The sequence below is a fragment of the Limibacter armeniacum genome, from assembly GCF_036880985.1.
Classification (GTDB): Bacteria; Bacteroidota; Bacteroidia; order Cytophagales; family Flammeovirgaceae; genus Limibacter; species Limibacter armeniacum.
This window is the reverse complement of record NZ_JBAJNO010000007.1, coordinates 37323-57727: the sequence shown is the minus strand read 5'-3', so window position 1 is coordinate 57727 and position 20405 is coordinate 37323. Positions and strand designations below refer to the sequence as shown.

At 42.0% G+C, this 20405-nt stretch carries 22 protein-coding genes; 11 read left to right on the top strand and 11 right to left on the bottom strand.

The window, feature by feature from the left end:
- A partial coding sequence (locus tag V6R21_RS05875; RefSeq protein WP_334241678.1) for a hypothetical protein occupies window positions 1-245 on the top strand: 245 nt, incomplete at its 5' end.
- Window positions 246-457: 212 nt separating this feature from the next.
- Window positions 458-1669, top strand: coding sequence for a PD-(D/E)XK nuclease family protein (locus V6R21_RS05870; protein WP_334241670.1), 1212 nt, complete (start codon window positions 458-460; stop codon window positions 1667-1669).
- 194 nt (window positions 1670-1863) lie between these two features.
- Here V6R21_RS05870 and V6R21_RS05865 read toward each other — a convergent pair whose 3' ends face one another.
- Complete coding sequence (locus tag V6R21_RS05865; RefSeq protein ID WP_334241669.1) at window positions 1864-3915, bottom strand: beta clamp domain-containing protein; 2052 nt, start codon at window positions 3913-3915, stop codon at window positions 1864-1866.
- Window positions 3916-4071: 156 nt separating this feature from the next.
- Between V6R21_RS05865 and V6R21_RS05860 the strand changes: the two genes are divergently transcribed.
- Both V6R21_RS05860 and V6R21_RS05855 read left to right on the top strand, forming a co-directional pair.
- Complete coding sequence (locus V6R21_RS05860) at window positions 4072-5583, top strand: tyrosine-type recombinase/integrase (RefSeq protein ID WP_334241668.1); 1512 nt, start codon at window positions 4072-4074, stop codon at window positions 5581-5583.
- A 96-nt stretch (window positions 5584-5679) separates the two neighbouring features.
- Window positions 5680-6345: a hypothetical protein gene (locus V6R21_RS05855; protein WP_334241667.1), complete on the top strand. Its 666-nt coding sequence runs from the start codon at window positions 5680-5682 to the stop codon at window positions 6343-6345.
- 271 nt (window positions 6346-6616) lie between these two features.
- Here V6R21_RS05855 and V6R21_RS05850 read toward each other — a convergent pair whose 3' ends face one another.
- The 4 genes from V6R21_RS05850 to V6R21_RS05835 form a co-directional block, all read right to left on the bottom strand.
- Window positions 6617-6835 (bottom strand): hypothetical protein, encoded by a 219-nt coding sequence (locus tag V6R21_RS05850; RefSeq protein ID WP_334241665.1) that lies wholly within the window; start codon window positions 6833-6835, stop codon window positions 6617-6619.
- Window positions 6836-7063: 228 nt separating this feature from the next.
- A complete protein-coding gene (locus V6R21_RS05845) occupies window positions 7064-7885 on the bottom strand; it encodes a ParB N-terminal domain-containing protein (protein WP_334241664.1) in 822 nt (273 codons plus the stop codon).
- A gap of 41 nt (window positions 7886-7926) precedes the next feature.
- On the bottom strand, window positions 7927-8760 hold the full coding sequence (locus V6R21_RS05840; protein ID WP_334241661.1) for a helix-turn-helix domain-containing protein: 834 nt from the start codon (window positions 8758-8760) through the stop codon (window positions 7927-7929).
- Between the two features lie 140 nt (window positions 8761-8900).
- Complete coding sequence (locus V6R21_RS05835) at window positions 8901-9134, bottom strand: hypothetical protein (protein WP_334241659.1); 234 nt, start codon at window positions 9132-9134, stop codon at window positions 8901-8903.
- A gap of 338 nt (window positions 9135-9472) precedes the next feature.
- On the opposite strand from V6R21_RS05835, the gene V6R21_RS05830 reads away from it, so the two are divergent.
- Together V6R21_RS05830 and V6R21_RS05825 are read left to right on the top strand one after the other, a co-directional pair.
- Entirely contained in the window at window positions 9473-10507 is a 1035-nt protein-coding gene (locus V6R21_RS05830) for a replication initiation protein (protein ID WP_334241657.1), read from the top strand.
- Window positions 10508-10604: 97 nt separating this feature from the next.
- Window positions 10605-10829 (top strand): hypothetical protein, encoded by a 225-nt coding sequence (locus tag V6R21_RS05825; protein WP_334241655.1) that lies wholly within the window; start codon window positions 10605-10607, stop codon window positions 10827-10829.
- 81 nt (window positions 10830-10910) lie between these two features.
- Here V6R21_RS05825 and V6R21_RS05820 read toward each other — a convergent pair whose 3' ends face one another.
- Both V6R21_RS05820 and V6R21_RS05815 read right to left on the bottom strand, forming a co-directional pair.
- Window positions 10911-11702 carry a hypothetical protein gene (locus tag V6R21_RS05820; RefSeq protein WP_334241653.1) on the bottom strand — a complete coding sequence of 264 codons (792 nt, stop codon included), beginning with the start codon at window positions 11700-11702 and terminating at the stop codon, window positions 10911-10913.
- A gap of 1051 nt (window positions 11703-12753) precedes the next feature.
- Window positions 12754-12987, bottom strand: coding sequence for a hypothetical protein (locus tag V6R21_RS05815; protein ID WP_334241650.1), 234 nt, complete (start codon window positions 12985-12987; stop codon window positions 12754-12756).
- 147 nt (window positions 12988-13134) lie between these two features.
- Here V6R21_RS05815 and V6R21_RS05810 point away from each other — a divergent pair, with 147 nt between their 5' ends.
- The 4 genes from V6R21_RS05810 (at window position 13135) to V6R21_RS05795 (ending at window position 15067) form a co-directional block, all read left to right on the top strand.
- Window positions 13135-13308: a SymE family type I addiction module toxin gene (locus V6R21_RS05810; RefSeq protein WP_334241649.1), complete on the top strand. Its 174-nt coding sequence runs from the start codon at window positions 13135-13137 to the stop codon at window positions 13306-13308.
- Window positions 13302-13544 (top strand): hypothetical protein, encoded by a 243-nt coding sequence (locus V6R21_RS05805; protein WP_334241646.1) that lies wholly within the window; start codon window positions 13302-13304, stop codon window positions 13542-13544. The genes V6R21_RS05810 and V6R21_RS05805 overlap by 7 nt, the downstream gene beginning before the upstream one ends.
- Before the next feature lie 79 nt (window positions 13545-13623).
- Window positions 13624-14190 carry a hypothetical protein gene (locus V6R21_RS05800; RefSeq protein ID WP_334241644.1) on the top strand — a complete coding sequence of 189 codons (567 nt, stop codon included), beginning with the start codon at window positions 13624-13626 and terminating at the stop codon, window positions 14188-14190.
- A gap of 205 nt (window positions 14191-14395) precedes the next feature.
- A complete protein-coding gene (locus V6R21_RS05795; protein ID WP_334241642.1) occupies window positions 14396-15067 on the top strand; it encodes a PD-(D/E)XK nuclease-like domain-containing protein in 672 nt (223 codons plus the stop codon).
- A 144-nt stretch (window positions 15068-15211) separates the two neighbouring features.
- On the opposite strand, the gene V6R21_RS05790 is transcribed toward V6R21_RS05795, so the two are convergent.
- A complete protein-coding gene (locus V6R21_RS05790; protein ID WP_334241640.1) occupies window positions 15212-15355 on the bottom strand; it encodes a hypothetical protein in 144 nt (47 codons plus the stop codon).
- Window positions 15356-15738: 383 nt separating this feature from the next.
- Between V6R21_RS05790 and V6R21_RS05785 the strand changes: the two genes are divergently transcribed.
- On the top strand, window positions 15739-16215 hold the full coding sequence (locus V6R21_RS05785) for a hypothetical protein (protein ID WP_334241639.1): 477 nt from the start codon (window positions 15739-15741) through the stop codon (window positions 16213-16215).
- 847 nt (window positions 16216-17062) lie between these two features.
- On the opposite strand, the gene V6R21_RS05780 is transcribed toward V6R21_RS05785, so the two are convergent.
- The 3 genes from V6R21_RS05780 to V6R21_RS32465 all read right to left on the bottom strand — a co-directional run bounded on the left by V6R21_RS05780 (window position 17063) and on the right by V6R21_RS32465 (window position 19634).
- The gene (locus tag V6R21_RS05780; RefSeq protein WP_334241637.1) at window positions 17063-17707 is read right to left on the bottom strand and encodes a toxin-antitoxin system HicB family antitoxin; all 645 of its coding nucleotides are present in this window, start codon (window positions 17705-17707) and stop codon (window positions 17063-17065) included.
- 768 nt (window positions 17708-18475) lie between these two features.
- The gene (locus tag V6R21_RS05775; protein WP_334241635.1) at window positions 18476-19027 is read right to left on the bottom strand and encodes a hypothetical protein; all 552 of its coding nucleotides are present in this window, start codon (window positions 19025-19027) and stop codon (window positions 18476-18478) included.
- A 58-nt stretch (window positions 19028-19085) separates the two neighbouring features.
- On the bottom strand, window positions 19086-19634 hold the full coding sequence (locus tag V6R21_RS32465) for a 2Fe-2S iron-sulfur cluster-binding protein (protein ID WP_334241633.1): 549 nt from the start codon (window positions 19632-19634) through the stop codon (window positions 19086-19088).
- Between the last annotated feature and the right edge of the window lie 771 nt (window positions 19635-20405).

Here is a 20405-nt window from a genome sequence, read left to right as displayed (position 1 = left end):
AGCATATCCGTTGTGGTATTCTACATCAAGGAGAGACTACAGGAGGTTGGATGATTAATCGAGACCCTAAAAAAGAGCTTCTGGAAGCCAAGACAATTAATGCTACAAAATTTGCTGATGAACTTGATAAAAAACTAAACTCATATAAAGAAGAATTGGAAAAAAGCGACTGGGATAGTGAAGTATGGGATAATTTCAGAACTAAGATGAGAGCAGTAATTAAAAACTGTCAATCCCAAAATTAGTTAATATGAAAAACCTAAAACCATACTAGCAGTGCCCCTCACCAGCAAGGTAGCCAAAGCCTCAAACAGTAACACCATCACTTTGCTAATGGCAGCTAACGGACAAGTGAATATCAACCCTATGGGCATAAAATGGGTATAGAAGTAAAATAGATTATAGCCTAAGTTAGGCTTCAAGCAACATAACTGATAACCTAAAGGACAGAATAAGAATGAATGAAACACCCATGAACTTTGACTGGATTGCATCACTGGTCAATGAGTTTCCAAAAAAACCTGACACCCGAAAAAACATCTTCGAGATAGCAGGTTTTCCCAAACGGGAAACCGTCAACAGTAACATGCTAAGGTTTTACCTGGACAAGGAAGAAGAGCACAACTTAGGTGCCTTGTTTTTCGATGCCTTGCTGGGATTGTATGCAGACAAGATGCCCAGCTTCGAGTCGGACAGGGAAAACTATGAAACACAGTTCACGGTAGAGCGGGAAATCCTGACCCCAAAAGGCAAGTATATTGACCTCGTGCTCAAGGAATGTGAAGCGGTAGAAGAGGGAAACCCCAAGTGGGCCATCATCATCGAGAACAAGCTGGATGCAGCCCTCTACAACGACCTGGAAGAATACTGGAATGCAGTTGAGGTGGATGGCCCCCACAAGCTGGGAATTGTGCTTTCGCTCCACCCCATTACAATGCCTGAAAACCCTCCATTTGTGAACATCACGCACAAGGAGCTGGCAGACAGGGTAATCAGAAACTTACCCACCGTCTATCTGGGAAGTGACGACAGGCACCTGCTCTTCCTGAAAGAATACACCTCAAACATCAACTCATTTTATCAAGACAAAAACTACTTACAAAGAATGGATGCAACACTCACATCATTTCATGAAAATGCAGAAAACATTCAAAAACTGATCAACCTCGATGCCGACCTGCTAAGGTATGTCACCAATGCGGTAGTGAACGCCATGGCCGAAGCAGGATTTAACGCCTCGAGTATCTACCCATCCAAGCATAAGTTTTTCCACTTCAATGCAGATAGCGAGCTGCTCTCAGAAACAATAAAAAATCATCTTGACGCAGCACACAAGTTCAGGGTTTGGGTAGATATAAAAAGGGTGAAAGACAAGGGGGAGTTTGTCGCTTTCTTTGAACTTTTCAACAGCAGCAATACCCTATACGGAGACCTGTTAAAAGAGAAGCTGAAGGATATCTCCTATTCAACCCATCTGAAGCCAGGCACCGGAGGCTCATTAGGTGGAGCCTTTTACCATATCTTCGCCATCTCGTTCGAGATAAAAGACTTTGGGGAAAAGGGTTTTGAGGAAACCCTCAAATCCAGGCTGCTTCAAGCATTATCTTACCATAGCTCCCAACCAGTTGATAAGGCAGTAGAAGCATTGGATGAACTGCTGAAAAAGTAGAGGCACTTAATCATAAATCAAAAGGACCAGCAACCAAGGTTGCAGGTCCTTATTCCAATCAAATAAAATGCTACTCAGCTGCGCCTAGCGGGAAAAGGGTTTGTGGTATAATATTTTAAATATTAAATATCTAAAGTTAATATCATACTATTTTTTTTATTTTAATATGGTAAACATTTAATAAAACAACACCATTATAAATAATCAGGCTTATCTAATCTGTTCAAGTAGTTTTGAATATTTGAATGATTATGATATTTATCATACAATGCCTTTAGTATGAAAATTGAAAAAATAAGACTTATTAAAGTAGAAAATAATGGAAACAAAACACTTGATTTAATACCTTTTAATAATTCATTAAAATTCTCAGTATCTCCATCGCATACGATAAAAATAATTACAAAACTAGTAATTATTAATAAAATACATATAGATAAATTAATCCAAGATTTCCTTCTCCACTTCATCAACTCACCATCTTCCCACTCCTTTAATTTCACGACTTTTTCTTTCTGTTCTGATCGCTTAATTTTATCCTCTAACTCTTTAATATACTTATTTTTATTTTCTTTATCTTCCTTTGATTCTTTATTAGACCTTTGAACTTTTTTATATAACTCTTCAGTCTTATTTATCTTACCCTCAAATTCTTTCATTATTCTCTCTATACCTTCAATTCTTCTATCATCAATTTCTTTTTGCTTCTTAGACTCTTCTTCAAGTCTTTTAACAAATAAGTTTTGGTCCTTTTCAGAAATGCTATTAAGTTCCTCAATATCATTTAATTGATTATCAACTATTCTAGTTGATATCCTAATTATATCTTGATCAGTTATTTTTTCTTTAGCATACTTCTGTATATTTTCATCTAAATCTCGAATTATTTTTGCTTTGGGTAAAGCTTTATTTAATGTAAATGACACTATTGAAGTTAATCCTATTTCAGCTAAATCTTTAGAATCTATTGACTTATTCACTCTAGGATTACTGAGCCATAAGATATTTAATAGCTCATCTGCTTTAATTGTTTCAGGCTGATATCTATTTTTATTTATATTATATCCACTATCAGATGAAGCAGAATTATTCACAAACCAACAATTAACTTTATCAAAATCCTTAACCAATCCCCCTCTTTTCTCCTTAACATATAATAATGCTAAAGAGTCATGTAAAGCTGCTTGCTCACTATTTCTCACATTTTTCAAAGATGTAAATTCATTTGAAAATCTAGCTTTATTTTTATCTTTATCCGTTAAGTAAACTATTTGTATATCCAGATCTTTTATTATATCTTCTATATTATCTATAATCCTTTCTAAGTCAACCTTTGTAAATCCTTTTCTATCACATGCATTATAAACATCTTCTGAATTTATTTTTTTCTGTAAAAAACTTTTATGAAAGTTTGATGCTTTAGCTGTCAACAACCCTTTAGTCTCCTCAAGAGTATCTTTTAAAACCTTAATTTTAAACCCTTCTTGTTTAGCTATATTTATAAGAGTCTTACATGTATGAGTAGATTCAGGTGTATTCAGATCAATCAAACTAACTATAAAATTAGTATCTAACAGCAATTCAACATCCCTTTCAATATCAGTAGTTTCATATTCAATAAAACTAGTAATAATAGCTCCTAAATATATATCTTTAATTTGCTCATACACTTGAGGTATTTTCTTGAAAAAGTTAATAAACTTAGCTTCTTGAGTATAATTATTACCATTTAAATATTCTTTATTTGATATATACTTAGATAAGTTAAATTTATTCTTTTCAATAAATTTAAAAATAGACCCGCCTTTTACATTTTTTAAACCTTCAGACTTACAGAAATCAAGATATAACTTCTCCAAGTTATTCACAACTTTCTTTTGTTTATTAATTACATCATCATAATCATCAAATTCATAATTATATATTTCAAAAGAGTTATCTTGATAAATACAAAAATGAGTAATTCCATTTGTATTTATATCATCACTAATTTCATTTAAAATATTTCTCAATACTGGAATTGGAAAATCTATTGAGTATAACTCATCAGACACTTTTTTAATTTCAAGAATACTATTACCTTTTACATTAACTCCATTTCCCTTCATTTGCCCCCTATCTTTACTAAGTTTTGATAGAGTTCTCTTAATAAGAGGCTTGAATATATCTATAGGTCCTTCCACTAAAGTTCCTTTATTTCTTATATGGGCTAATAGACTATATGTTATTGCTCTTTCCTTGTTCATGTTAGTTTAGTTCTTAGCTTTTAAAAAATAGTTTATCTTATAAAGATAAGTTCATATTAGAATAGTTCAAATCCAATTACATCTAATATTTACAAAAAAGTACCATATACATTTCACATAACACTAAGCATATAAGATTTTAACTATCAAATATTTATGACCACCTCCCCAAAATTCCTGACCCGACAGCAGGCCTCTACCCTTTTGGAAAGTATCGACAACCCACGTCACCGGCTGATGGTGCTGCTGATGCTCCGTGCCGGCCTACGGGTCTCCGAGATGCTCGCCATCCGGCTGCGCCATATCGATTTCAAGCACCGGATGCTTACCGTAGAAAAGAGTTTGAAAAAGCGGGGCAAAGTAAAAAGTAGGCAAATCCCCATGGCCGATGACCTCTTGGAAGCCATGGTCCACTACTGCTCCAGCCAAAGGATCGAACGGGAACAGCTCTTGTTTACCTACCGAAACAAACCCATCAGCCGGGCCGCCGTCTACAATATGCTCAAGCGGCTCGAAAGGCAAGTACCCGAAGTAGCCAACCTACAGCTTTATCCCCATAAGCTGCGCCATACGTTTGCCACGCACCTAAGGGCAGAGGATGCCAAGCTGGAGGATATCCGGGACCTGCTGGGCCATGAGAAAGTGGACACTAGTTTGATCTATGCCCATGCGGATAAGGAGAAGCTGCGTCAGATGATCAACCGCACCGAAAAGAAAAGCTGGCTTAAAACACTGCGCAGACGCTTTTCCCGCAAAAGGGTATTGAACCTGAATTACCAGCAACTGGACAAGGACTTTCTGATCGGCCGGAAAGAGGAGGTGATGAAAATCCAGTCGGCACTGGAAAAAGGGGTGAACGTAATTATCACCGGTGCCTATGGCGTAGGCAAAAAGCAGCTGCTGGACAACGTCTGCGCCCTGCGGCCTACACTGGTCTTTGACGACACCAAGCAGTTCAAGAAGTCGGTGCTGAATGCGATCCTTTTTATTCTCGACGGCAACAAGGAAGAGCTGAAGCGCCTGATGTTTGGCGATATCTCCAAAGAGCAACTCACCAACCGGCTCAGCAAGGAGTCGCTTATCAGCTGCTGCGATATCCTGATGGCAGTTACGCAGAAGGGGGAATATGTACTGCAAATCTCGGATATGGACGGGGTCACCCCCACCGTAGTGAAAGCACTCGAGAAACTCAACCGACACTTTGTAATAATCACCGCAGCCAGGAGTGTAAGCCTAAAGAACTCCACTTTCCTGTGGAACTTTGAACGTATCGAGCTGAAACCTTTATCAAGAGCCGACAGCCTGAAGATGATCTACCGGCTATCGGCAGGTATCAAGTTCGAGGACTATACCTATGCCCGCAATGCGATCTACGAGGCCAGCCAAGGCAACCCCCGCATGATGGTGGACTTGTGTGAAAGGCTAGCCAAGGAACCGGAGCTGACCCGCGAAGTGGTCGCCGAGATCGTGCAGAACTATGTAGGCCGTGAGTTGCAGCAGATCGATATGAGCATCTATTTCCTGCTGCTGTTTGGCGGACTTGCCGTACTGCGTTACCTCGCCGCTGAGGTGGGCGACACCTCCCTGCGGTTTATCGGAGGCTGCTTTATGATCTTTATGCTGTTTGCCCGCTACTTCTTCAATTCGTTCAAACGCTCCAGCTTCTAGCCCCTTGGATTTGTACCACCCCTCTACCTCTTGGAAATGCAAAATTTGACCCTGAAAAAAAGTGTAAACATTTGCCCCAAAAACTGTGTACACAGAATGCGAAAAGTGTATACCCCCCACACCCCCCATTACAAAAAAGTTATGCTAACCGTGGGATTGGTGATTTCTTTTATAAGTACAAGTAGTTGGGCACAGATCAGTGTCGTATCCGTCGATTCGTTAAGTGCATCGGTCATGGAATATTACCACAGGAAGATGGCTGCAGAGCAGGAAGAATTCCTATACCTGGAGCGGGGAAAGTGGATGAAGTATATGCCCACAGTAGGCTTCAGCTTCGGGTTGCCGTCGGTAAGCTGGGGAACGGGAAAGGTCTATGAGGCAAGGCAGGCTACCCAAGTCAAAACAGTAAAGCTATCGGCAATCAAGGCAGTAAACGAGCTGGAGATGAATGCCCTTTTGCAGGAAGTTATGATCGACCATCAAACGCTAATAGGGGAATTGGAACACCATCAGGTACTGGAGGAAATCCTACAACTGGAAGAGAAGCTGTTTGCCATAGTCAAGGAGGCCTACGAAAAGCACGAAATCACCCCAATGGAACTACTCTTGAAACAGAAACAACTGCTGACAGAAAAGGAGAAAGTGGCCATAAGCCTAAGGAAAATGTTGCTGCTGCGAGCCGAACTGTACAAGAAAGCAAGGTACCAATTACCCAAGATCAGGCTGGAGACAGAAGGCGAAAAACTGGCAGCGGAAAGGTAAGCGGCAGGCCTGCTCCAGCCAACCTACCTGCAAATCCATTTCGGGCTTCCGCAGGGGCAACGGCAGCCAAACCCCGCTATTGGCCACTTCGGTCTGCCGTGCCATCGGGAGCAGCCATCCGGCACACAAAAAAGCCACTTGGGTCTGTCCCGCCAAAAGCAAGAAGTTCCCTCCCAAATAGCCAGAACGGATGTCCGCCTAGACTTTAAGTAGCCAGGCCCACCCCCCGGCAAAGGTTTGGGTGTTCGCAGTTGCGGCAGTGTTCGCCCTTTTAGGTGGAAGAATATTTCAGTAAGTCCTCAAACACTTCAGTATACATCTCATACTGCTTCAGCAGCATTTCATGATACTGTCTCAGCTCCCCAATTGAATCAAAGCCTCTGGGAAGTTCTCCAACTTTATCGTATCGAGCGATTTGCATAGAAGCTATTCCCACCATATCGATCAGTTCCAAACGTTTTAAATTGTATTTTTTGATTAATCCATTCATTTCAGATAGTGGTGTTTAGCTAAGTGTCTTGTACTTAAATAACATGAATTATATACATATATTCAAATGATGTCATTTACATCTAACTAAAAATACCCCACAAAAAAGACCCTTATACAAATTTGCACAAGGGTCTCCCACTCCTAAGTTTTCAGTATTAAAACTCGAATATCTTTACAGGCAAAAGCGTTTGTGCAAATTTGCACAAACTCAAGTCCCTACTTATTCTCAATCACTTAACCCCATCAGTTTCTCCATCTCATCCCGAAACTGGTCATCGGTCAGCTTGCCCGCTTTCCACAGTTCCGCCTTCCGGAACAGCTTCTTGACAGGCTCCGCATACAGCTTGCCCTTGCTGGCAGTAGGCTTTTTCTCCTCTTCCTGCTCACGACTCTTCAGCTCCTCATACCCACGGTGGATACTTTTCTCACCCGCCATCACGGCCGCCTTCAGCGCATCATCGCCAGAGTCTGCAATCTTCTTCATCTTCGACACATTCCGGCGGCTGGTATCGGTCAGCTCGGCTACCTGCGCCAAACGGTCAATCTTCTCACTCTCTACCCCATGGCCCTGGTTGCGCTTGGCTTCCTCCTCCAGGTAAGCGGTCAGCTGCAAGCCGATCGAGATCTTCTCCGCATCCGACAGGTTCCGTCGCCCCAGCTGGTTCTTGAGCATCCAGATCCTGACCTCATTCTCCGAAGCAAAGTGCAGCTCACGGCAAGGCACATACTCAATGCGCTGGCGCTGGGCAGCACGCAAACGGTGGTGACCATCCACCACGGTTTCCACCACCGAATGGCCAACGCTGTGGCGCCAGTAGAGGATCGGCTCCCGCACCCCCTCCTTCTGTACAGACTCCTCAAACTCGGCAGCCTCCTGCTCGGTCTGCTTTCGGATCAGCGCCTCCAGTGCCGGATCCACATGGAATCCCGCCGGCGTCTTGAAGGTAATCTGCCGCTGCTCCTCGGCTTGGGCAGCCTGCTGGAAATCGGTTGAATGGTTCTTGGCTTTTTCGGCCTCCTTGGCCTTGAATTTATCCAGGTTCAGCATGGGTAATGATATCGTTAGGGAATACGGTAAAACGGAAAGGATTATACGCTAAGGCCTACAAGCAGCTCGCGGGCCATCAGCTGTACTTCTTCCGAAACGTCGGTATCCGAAAAGTTGGTATCCCGCTGGTAGCGGATGCTGTCCGGCAAGTAATTTTCCAGCAGCTTTAGCCCCAAATAACCGTCCAGCTCAAAAGGCATCTTGGATTCCTTCACCGAACGGTTCACACGGTTCTTGATCCCGAAAATGCGGGTCGGCAGCGAAAGGCTGTCCCTGACCTCGGCAATGTTGCTGATCGAGGAGATCGTAGGCCCCAAAGCCGTTTCGTTCAGGGTGATCGGCACCACCACATCCGAAGAGGCGATAATGCTGGTCAAAAGGTCCGTAACGGCCACATAACCCGCAGTGTCCACCAGGATATAGTCGTAGGCATACTTCTGCTCGTCAATCAGCTTGCGGTACTTTTCAGAAACGGCAATCGAGCGGGAGTCAAACGCCTCCACGGCAATGCGCTCGTGCACCCCGTTTTCGGCATACATCATCAGCGTCTGCTGCGGATCGGTATCGACGCAAAGCACACGGGTTCCCTCATCCAAGGTAATCAGCCCCATGGCGATCTGGCGCAGCAGCGAAGACTTGGTATTGCCCCCCTTGGAGTTGATAAAGGAGATCACACGTGCCGGCTCCCCTTTTACCAGGTAATCCAGCGGTACGCCCAGTACCTCGGCCACCTTTGACAGCCCCGAGTAAGGAATCTCCACCGAGCCTTTTTCCCACTTGATAAGGCCCTGCACCGAAAGGCCTACCTTTTCGGCCAGCTCCTTCTGCTTGACGTTTTGCTTCTTGCGAAGCCTTGCGATGTTTTCCCCGATCATACGTTTTACTTACCGTTTATCCCGTTTGTTACACTATTATTTAATTGCAAGTATAGAAAATTGAGAATTAAGGGCAAAAAATTTCTTTTTTTTACACTAAAAGATAACTTTGCCCGCAGCCTGATCGCTTGTGGAAAGCTTCAAACGGAAGCTACCCCAACGGGAAATGTCCTGTATTTGTTGTAAACAAAATGCAGACAAAAGGCATGTAAGGTTTTTTCAAAATAATTAGATAACCCTGTGTTTTGTCCAAAACCGGTCCCTGCATGCGATACCTTAATGGTTGTCGCAACCGTGTTACGGGCCTTGTCTCGGTTAATATTGGGTTTTCCGATACCTTTTTGGTCGTTGGCGTGCCTTTTTTGCCTTGTCATTTCAAGGTACAGTGCACATTTACAGGGTTTTTGAAGAACCTTACACTGGATAACTGATATAAAAAAATTGAAACTATTATAATTCTCTTGAGCACTGCCAGGTATTGTGAGATTTGTTAAGGTTGTTTTCTTTGTTTATTTGTAGGGTGTGTATCTATCAGATTTACAGTGTTTTAAGTAACCTTCCGATACCTTAATGGTTGCACTCCGATACCTTTTTGGTTGTTAAGCGATACCCTAATGGTTGTTGTGCGATACCTTTTTGGTCGTCGTCCGATACCTTTTTGGTTGTTCCGATACCCTAATGGTTGTACAACCGTCACGAGAACTTTTTACCTATGAATTACCATATCACCAAAACGACGCGCAAGGTGCGCAAGAGTAATGCCCTGATCAATGCCCGGGAGAAGGTAAGCCTGTCGGCATTGGAGCAGAAGCTGATTCTCTTTTCCATTACCGAACTGGATGGTGCGGAGCCCTCCAGGCCGCTAACGATCGAGTTCCAGGACTTTTTCGGCGAGCGCAAACTCAAGAGCAGCCAGTACCGAGACCTTCGGAAAGCCTGCAAGAGTGTGGCCTCTGCCATGGTGGCTTTTGAGCAGACCGACGACAAGGGCGAGGTACAGCTGGGCGAGTATGTGCCGGTATTCGGCAAGATTGTCGCCGACAATATGCGTGGGGAACTCACCTTTGAGTTCAACAGCCATATCCTGCCCCATATCACGGACCTGAAGAAGAACTTCACCTCTTACCTTTACCGCAATGTGGCAGAGCTCAAGAGTGCCTATGCCATCCGCATCTACGAGCTGTTGCAGCAAGGGGTGGACCGCTATGCCAGCCGGGAATTTTCCGTCGAGGAACTGAAGGAGATACTGGGCATTGCCGGTTTGAAGACCTACGAGAAGTTTGGCAAGTTCCGCCAGACCGTGCTGGACAAGGCCTGCGCCGAGATTACCGAAAAGACCGATATGGATGTAAGTTGGGAAGAGGCCGAAAAGCAGCGCAACAAGATCACAGCCATCCGTTTCCTGATGAATTTGAAGCAGCCCGCAGAGAAAGTGAAAGTGAAAGCAGTGGAAAAGGCAGCCAGTCCCTCCAGTGTAGCGCCCAAGCAGCTTACCATCGGGGAGACAGTCCCCAAGACATTTACCTTTGAAAGCGAAAAACACCGCCGCCTGCATGCACGGCTGCTGGAGCTGGAGCTTTCAAGCGGACAGGCCATGGTAGTCGTGAAGGAAGTAGGGGTAGAAGGGGAGACCGGCATCTGGAAGCTGGTCAATGAGATCAAGATGGGGGTCAAGGACGGTAAGGTCACCAGCGTGAAGAGCTATACGCTGAAGCTGCTCAAGGATCGGTACCAACTTTCACTATAAAAGCATTTCAATAAATCGTATTGATTAGTATATTTACGCAACCGTTTCCTTACCAAGGGGATACGGTTGTTTTTTTTAACTAAAACCTATTAACCTGATGACTTTACAGAAAAAATATGTTTCTGACCCTGTGCGCTTTTTTTACCTTTTGGAACGAGTGACTGCTCCAGACCTGATGCTGGGCATCGAGCGTTTCCAGTTACTTCAGGAGCTAAAAGAAGTGTATCAATCCGCTTGCCGCCACCAACCTTCCCAATGTGATAAGTTTAGAAAGCTGATCCAGTCCGCAGGCCTGTGGAATGGGAGTTGGGAGGTATCTTAGATTACCTTGAAGGTTGCTAAATGGAAAGCCGCCATTTCCCTGTTTGTGGGAGATGGCGGTTTTTTTTATTGTCTATTGATCTCAATTCCAAGGCAAATACTCATATTTAAACTGATCATTACCTCCTTGTCCTTGAATGGGATAGCCTTGTTCATCGTAGGTGAATACTTCGTCTACCTTTTTTGAAGTGCCATCCTCATATTTGACAGTAAAGGAAGAGAAGTTGTTGACCAAGTATGGAGTATAATGTCCCGATATTTGAAGGGTAATGGGAGCAGGAAGCCCAAAGTAAGTAGAAACCTTATCGTCATAAACATATTCAACGTCATCTGTATATGTTACTTCTCCATTAGTATATCCAGTTATATGGAGACTGGTTGGTTGCAAATGTTCATCATAGGAAGTGACTTCCATTTTCATAATGCTCTTTTTTATGTACTTATTAGCAGCCCTTTCTCGCACCAATTTCTTGAAGACTCCATTGCCATCATATGAGAATGTATAAGCTAAGGTAAGAGCTTTTGTTCCATCACCAAGATCATAGGAAAAGATATCAGTTAGGAGTCCATTATCATTGTAGTGATATTCCCTTTCTTTTTTGTTCAGTGAATCTTGTACCAATTTACTATGGGTAATTTGTCCCTCAGCATTGAAATAGTACTGATAAATACCCCCAGTGAAATTCAGTTCCCAATAGCTATCATATTTTGTCAATTCCCTGATGACTTTACCATTTTCTAAAACCCTTGATAAATATCTAGTAGGTTTTTTATCTAAAGAATCATCAGGATTATTATCACCGTCTAGATCAACGGTATCAGATGAACAGGCAAATAAAAGGCATGAAAACAGGAGTAAGATTGTATATCTCATATAAGTTTAAAATATGGTAGAGTTTAAATAATTTTCTCCAATACTAAATAAATAAAATGCTATTGCCACTAATTTTAAATGCATAACTAAAAAATGACTTTTAACTTAAACCAATATAAAGGCATCTTCATTTGATTATGAAAGAAGTAACTGATGGCACGTAAAACCCACACCCCACTGCCATGCCCTGCTAGCCACTGTCATCCGGCGGGTTTCGGCAGCCAGTCCACCCACAAAATCCCACTTCGGTCTGCCGCTCCCATTCGCCTGCTGCCAGCGGTTCCCACGCTGGGCGCCGGGGGCTTTACTTCGCATGGAGGGCTGAAGCGCCAAACCCACCCACCGCAAAGGGTTGGTTTTCGCGATAGGGCAGTGGTCGCCCCAATAAATGCCCCTCTAGCGATTATTCCCACCACACTCAGTCAAGGGCAATACCCCTCCGAAAAGCTAATCCCCACTGCGCCACTGGCCAGTACCCCTTATGCTGCAAGGTAGCCATGGCCGCTAAATGCCAACCCTCGATTCCAAAAGCAAAAGCCGCACAAGCCATCCCACTGCCAATTCCTTTTGCTTTTGGCCCAAGCCATGGGCAGTAATTGCAGCCATAGGGGTTCTGCAGCCGTGGCTCCGTCGGGGTAGCTTTCTTTCCTGGGCTTTTGCCCTTGTCTGTACCCGCCCCGGTTAGCGGCATTCGCTTCGCTCATATTTTTCATTAAAAAGGGGATGCGCCGTCCTCCCTCAGTGTGTAGATTTTCTTTCTTTAGTGCAAGTTTATGGGGTTGTTTTTTTGCTAAAAAATTAAACTTTAAGTACTTGTTTATCAGTGTTTTAGGTTGTGATTTTGGTATTTTTTGGCTATATTGAGGTATCAAGTTAAGGAAATGAGCAGGCTAGCCGTTTCGCTCCCCTCTTTGAAAAGTTCAATTTTAAACCCAACCACAAAAAAAACGGACTGCCCAAGTCGCCAAACCGTTGCAGCCCGTTTAAAAATTCTAACGTTATGAAAAATAACCATTCTCCGCAGATTTTCACCCCTGAGTATGCCAAAATCTTACTGCCTGTAGTCAAGGAGCATACTGTTATGGCCATGGCGCAGTATTTCAGCCATATAGCCCGCTATCCTGAGCCAATGCTCTATCATTTGGCCTACCGTCAGGAGTTGCGCCATACCGCTTTTTTGTGGCTCTCCCTTTTGCACCGTTGTACCGGCATTATCGGTTTGCCGGCTGGCATGTACCTCTCCATCCGTTACAGCGTCCGCCTGTCTGCTATTCGCCGCTGCCACCAGTGGCGGGAGTTTGAAGCGGAGCGGGGCGTATCTTTTTCAAAGGATGAGCTCAACCACCTGCCGTTTTAGCATGCTTGCAGCCCGTAAGCCTTTACGGGCTATTGCCTTCCCCATTTTACACCCATCCATTCCAACACACCAACCATGAAAACCACTTTCAAGATTATGCAGCGGAAGTACTACCGCCGCCGCTTCCGCGAGGTATGCTTCCCTTCGTTAGCCCTAGAAGGCAAACAGCTCCAAACCGCTGGCTTTGCCGCTGGCGAAAAGGTCAAGGTCAGCATCGAGCACCACAAAATCACCATTGAAAAATGCTGATGCCAGGCTTTTACCTTTTCGAGCTCTCCGCCGAAGTGTTTAGCGGGGAGTTCCTTTTCAGGGTAGCGGGGTATGTGGACGGGGACGACCCCGAAACGGGTTACCGTGGCGGTTTTGCCCTGCATACGGTAGAAGTGCAGCAGCCCTGCGGCGAGTGGCTCAATGTCACGGACCTTGTGGAAAGGCTCGGACTTATCACCGAAATCACCGAAGCCTTTTATGACCTGCATATATAACAAAAGGGCAGTTTCCATCGCTGGAAGCTGCCCCATAACAACATAACATATTAACAAACCATCATTTGCTAGAGAAGCTATGAAAAACACCACACGAAGCAAAGCGCAAAATACCGTGAAATATTACGAAGGCGCCCCAAAGCAGTATCGGGCAGACTGCAAGGCAGGACAGTTTAACCTCAACGGCATAGAGCCGCTGGGCAATCAAATGGCCTTTCAGCCCGTGGCTTGGCGTTTCTTTACCGACGAGATATTGGGCATGGACAGAAGGAAATGGGTAGAGCTGTTTTTTGTCGATGCCGAAGGCTGCCTTTCCGCCTTACTCTTTCACGGCTACAGCCGTGAGAATCTGGAAGGGCTAGCAGCCAAGCTCTTCTATTCCGAAGTGACCATGGCAGAGATTATCCTGCATTGTAGCCTCTCGGAAAAGAAAAACGAGAAAGCAAACGCCAAGTACTTTATAGCCGAGTTTGACTTTGAAGTGGCAGACCCCGAAGCCACCAAAAAGCTGAAAGCCGCCACCGCCAGAATGAAACTCTACCGCACCGAAACCATCACGGGAGCCTGCCAACTGGAAGCCTTCCACCGCTATGAGGTGGCTAGGATAGAAGCCGCCCGCGAGGAACTTAACCGACTGAACCCCTAGTCGGTACTACAGTATTGAAATCGGCCTTGGAGCATGGGCGTAAAGAATTCGACAGACAGAGGCGTAAAGAAAATGCTGCTGTTTGAGCGTAGCGAGTTACAGCATTTTTAGCCGAAGGAAGAAGAATTTAGCCCAAGCTCCACAGCCTTGATTTTTTGGTTCTTTTCCATCAAGGAAAAAGAACAATACAAAACCACAGATACCAATGCTAAAAGTCAACTACAAGATCATCACCATGCCCGAAGAATACTACCGCCGCCTTCCGGCACTCTCCAACTCAGACCTGACCGTAGCCAAGCACCTGCTGGCGGGTATTCCATACAGCAAACCCATGGCAGCCTTCCGTTTTGGCAGAGCCGTACACCTATGCCTACTGGAGCCGGAGCGGTGGCAGCAATGGAAAGCCGAAACGGATCAAGTCACCGCCCAGAAGGTAGAACTACTGGCCGCTGCCGCAAGGCAAAACACTGCCCTTGAAAAACTGCTTGCACGCTGTTATACCCGAAAGGAACAAGTGGTATTGTGGCAAGACCCCATCACAAAGATTGATTGCAAGGCCAGAATTGACCTGCTGCGGGAGCGGCAGCTGGTGGCAGACCTCAAGACCACCAGAGCAGCGAGTCTGGAGGGTTTTATCTCGGATGCCGAGCGCTTTGATTATGACCGGCAACTCGCTTTCTATGGGATGGCCTTGCAACCGAAGCGTTACCTCTTGGCCGGTATCAGCAAGAAGAAGCTGGGCAGCGTCTACTTTATCAGCCTAGCCCAAGACGATCACTTTATCCTGAGAGGCAGACAGAAGGTGGCCGCCATTATCCGCACCCTGCAAAAACAGCCAGCAGTATTGAGGCAGGTACTCGCCGCTAGGGAGGTGTAAGGAATGCCAACAGTTTGCACTTGCTAACCAAGCCGCTTATACCGTTCTTAATAGTCGCTTATTTCGTACATACTTTGAAGACTTCTTGAGCTCATGGCCCCAACTGAATAAAAGCAGTTGGGGCTTCTTTTTTTCTGATAGCAGCTAACGGAAAGAGATACACTTCAATCGATAATCCCACCCCGCTGCCTGTCCAATGGAAGTTAGCGGGTGGTTTAAGGTGGAGGAGAAGCTTACTACGCTGCTCCAAGCCCTACTGAACTTTTCTCCATTAATCGGGAATACCATATATTTGAAGAACGAGTCTGGTTTTAATCCACCAACTCGTTCCTATAATTAAAATTGATTTACACACTTTTTGGGATAGTGTCTTTTTTTATTCCCTCAATTCTCATCAGATACGGTCAATCTTTAGATTATCAATGTGAATCCGAGTTGTGTGTTTTAAAAACCAGAGGTATTAAGATTCGATTGTTTCTCCTGGTATTTCCCTGAAGTGGTTTTCAATATCTTTCAATATCAGGAACTTACCCGTAATGAATTTACAGATCACATAGATTTTCATAATTATGCACAAAGGATTGGACTATAGAATTTTATTGTTTTCTTTTTTTTTGTTGTGTCTCATAGCCTGTTCTCATTCAAAGCAAGAAAATGAAGGTGAGCAACAAATGATGATTCAGGATATGTTGTTAGAAAAAATCAGCAACCAATGTCCAACTTTAATGATTTCTGAGAGTTCCCAATGGAAAATCACTAGACAGGGCGGTGGTATTTTTGACTTGGAAAGTCAAAGCGATGCGCATAAAGCATTTTTGAACCTGTACTTAGAAACTGAGGACTCAGAATTAATGGGATATTATGATTTGGAAACGGATAGTAGTTTTCTGAATTTCAGATTGGTAAAATGTGACACAACTATCTATTTTGAAATGAAGCCTAAAAATGGAAAGGTTGATACAATTTTTCATATTGGCTATTATAAATATTTATATGACAGAAATCTATTGACAGGGGGACAAAAAAGGTTCTTTAGAAGAAATAGGGATTCTTTGATTTCATTGAGAGGTGATAACCTCAAGCCACTCCCTGAGATTGAGGTAATATTCCCACCTGATAATCCGGCCTTTGAACCGATTGACAACTAAAAGGAAAATGCAAAGCTTCTGAAAATTAAGGAGCTTTTACTTGGCGTAAGCCCTGCGAATTGTAGCATCTTTTAAGAAGGATTCATGCTAAATAGAGTACCATTTAAAATTAGTAATTGACAGATTATTAACATGATGAGTATCCTATTCAACTAAGAAATACTCCGGATTAGGTAACCATCCGGTAAACCACATATTTGAAAAAACAGAAACCCTTTGGGAGGTATAGCGTCTCCCAAAGGGTTTCTTTTATGAAGTTCTCCTGCTGCTGATTGGCTTGCTTCCATTTCTGAGGTAGCAGCTCTTCTATCCGATTGATTGGATGTGAAGTAATTCTCTCCAGTATATCCCTGAGCTATTCGTAAGGATCGATGCCATGGATCTTACAGTTGGTGAACAGTGTGTAGAAAAGACTTCCAAATTTGACAAGCCATATCCATTGCTCACTGTTTCATTAAGATCGAAGTCTATATAACAGAAAGTCAAGTTACAAGACTTTTCTCATTTCTTAGAATGTGAAAAATCTACACTAGTGAAAGTCAAAGCCGGTGGGGATTTCTTGTTTTGCAGATTGTAACTAACTAATAGACCTATTCAACTATCAACCCGCTCACTTCAGACTTCCGGCGGCGTTCAGCAGCCGGCCATCGCGCTAAAACCCACTTCGGTGTGACCGGCTAGGTCTGCTGTCCGCTTTCGCCTCCAGCCTTTCGCTTTTCCGGCACTAGTGGCTAATATTGTAGCCTGTTCGGAGGTTTTGGATGCGAAGCCCACCCTCCGAATAGGTTAGGTGTTCATAAGATAAGAGTGGTTATCCTAAATAAGCTTTGCTATACCCCATCAAGTATTACTCCTTACTTTTCACATGTTTTTTGGGAACCAACTTTCCCTCTCGCATAAAAATTTCCATATCCATTTCTATTCCTTCCCCTCGCTTCAGTTGCCTGATTGACTCCCGCAGCCTTTCCTCATTGGCTCTAGAGGACAGCAGGTAAATCGTCTCACTCAGGGAATTTCCACCCGGCAGAGGAATTACAGCAAAGGGCTGCTCCTCATTGGCCACCAGCAGTACCCGCTGCTCCTGGCTCATCTTATTCAGGCAGTTGGAAAGATCATCTCCAAACCTTCCACGCGTCAGCTTGATTGCCTGGCCAAAGTCCTCTATGGACACATGCCGCTCAATGGCCTCCTCCACAAAAGTGTTCAGTGACTGGTCATGATCTATTGCCAACTGAGCCGCCCTGCGGTGCAAGTCTGGAGAAATGCGTACATTGAAACTCCCCTTGTATGGCTTGTCAGGTTCTATGCCCTGCTTCTTGCAAGCATCTAGATAACTGTCTACAGTCTTGATAAAGTTTTGCTCCAGTTCCTCTCCAGTACTGCCCCTATAGGTGAGTAGGGCATGGTTGCCAAGCACTTTTCCTTCCAGTTGCTTGTTTTCTGTGCAGTATTCTATGGTACCTGTATAGCCTTTGTACTTGAAATGTTTCATTGTTATAGGTGCTTAGATGGTTACTTGCTTTAAGTTATGCAACTGTATTTAGTTGCACAACAATTACTTTGATTTTTTTCATGTTGGGCAGCTACATATCCTAAGTATAGGTGAGTCTTTTTTCTGTATGCTCGTTATTTGCTATCTTTATTAAGATTAATTATAATTTAATCTTTGAACTTAATTGAGCAAGGCTTATAATTGCGCTACTACTTATATAGGTAGTAGCGCAATTAAACCAATAGCCATAAAGTCCTCAGGAGCTATGCCAGATAGTTGGTATGGTTTCGTGGGGCACGAAGAAATACAGTATGAATCAGAGTGTCATCTTATGCCAAAGGGAAAATATACAAGTTTCTTGGTGCAAGGGCTGCTAAACCTTTTCGTTGCTCTTTAGAAAAACCTGCACCTTTTAAGGAAGAAGGGCTGGATGAGTTTCTGGAGTACTGAAAAGTCTTCACCATAATGATTATTGTATGGGTTTTGGATACTGGACCTATACAATACAATTCTCAAAAGTTCTTTGGGGTATACCGGTCTGAAAAGGATATAACTGAACGGATTACTGTGTTGAATGAGGTCAAAGCTATGTATGAAGTCTTTTATATTATCTAGGCGTCTGTATAGAGAATATCTAGTGTGTGAAAATATTCTAACTATTATGAATAGTGAATATCTAATATCTCCTAAATTTTTGTCATTTATCTATAAATAATAGATAAGGATTTTACAAAAAGTAGACTAATGATTAAAAATAACAAGTCATACTCAATGAGTATGATTGTGTGATCTACCTAATTTGAAAGAAAAATATGTTAATTCTTCAATACCTAAATTGAAAACTGTAGAGTCTTTTGATAATAAATAGCATTTCTCCCTTAGTTTTAATTCTTTTTCTTTTTTAAAGACACTGTTAATTGTACTATCATTGAAATAACTCAGTAAATCAGAAGGATATTTAAGGTTTAATTCTTTTCCCCAATTTTTTACAGTAGCACTATCTTCCATAAAATATTGTCCAATTATAGGCCATCCAACATTTAATCTATATAATTCTAAATTTGAAGGACCTACAGCATAATTATTTTTATCATAAATAAGTAATGAAACTATTTCTTGTTTTGTTTTTAATGGATTATTGAAAACTTTAGCTCCTCTTGCAATAGAATCAATTATTTGGCTATTTAAATTTACTGGATTGTAATCCTCATCAAGATATAAGTAATTTTCATTTGACAAATATGTTATCTTATCACCACTTACTTTTGAACCGCAACTTGATATACATATTAATGTAATTATTATAAATATAATCCTCATAATAAAAGTATTTAAAACACATTATTTGATAAAATAATGTGTTTTATTATATATAGTATTAATATAAAAATTCTTCCATATGTGTTGTTAAGTTACAATCACTTGTAGGTTTTGCAACACAAATTAGTACATATCCTTGTTCAATTTGTTCTGCATTTAAATAAGACTGTTCAGACTGATCAACTGTACCACTAGTTAATTTGCAAGCACAAGAGCTACTAGCACCAGCTCTATCAGAATAGGGAAGGTCTAATCCATATTCCCAAGCAGCATCTAATATATAGAGAGTTGGCTCAACAGATATAAATTGATTTATACCACCACCAAATTGGGTTAACCCAACTCTGTAGCCTCTAAATACACTTCTTTCATTTGAACCTGACATATTATTAGAACGAAGTGAGTTACGACTATCATAGAATTTTTGATAGCTAGCAAAATCTCCCCAGACGGAACATATTTGTTCATAACTAGCAAATTTTGAAAACTGATGTGTATCTACAAAACTTTCATAAGATTGTAAATCTGCGGGCTTTAGGGTTTCAGAATTATCATTACATGATGATATAAAAAATAATAGAAGGGAGAAAAAAATTGAATACTTCATAGGTTATTATAATTAAATATTAAAAAAAATTTAGATTAATAATGCAAACATATTAAAGGAAGCGGTAATATAATTTCCATTAAATTAAAAAATGTTAAACTTTAAAATAAACTCTCCATCATACTTATATATATAACTCCTATGAATTTTAGAGTAATATATTTCTGCACCATAACTCTTCATTTCAGAAATGATAAGTCGCACGGTTCTTTCCGAGATATTTAGCTTTAAAGCTAACTCATGAGGAGTGCCGGTAGCTTTCTTTTGAATTAGATAATCAATTCTTTTAAGTCGATTATATTGTCTTGCTATAGACATAATAAAAAATTTGGTTGAAAACGATGAATGTATAATATGTACAAAAAAATACTTATTCAATCTATATCAATAAGTAATATATATTTGTATAACTATATTGATATAGGAGTTATTATTCAAATATATATTTAATAGGAGTGAGTTATTTAACATCTTTAAATGTGTATAATGTTACAATTTTTGAAATGCAAATATTACATGTCATTGCTTTACAAAAGCTAAAATGTTCCAATCGTAACAATAGTTATATCAATTATTTTTATTAAAAATGGTACAGAAGGGGAAGTATTACTACTTTTGATCGTACATATCAACTTTTAAATATTTGCTTATTCGTATGCCTAATATTTAATACCAACAAAAGGATAATTTTGTGTATTGTTAAATTTTAAGCACAAAAAAAGAGACTTGAAATACTAGATATCAAGCCTCTTTTTGTGCTTAAATGCAAAA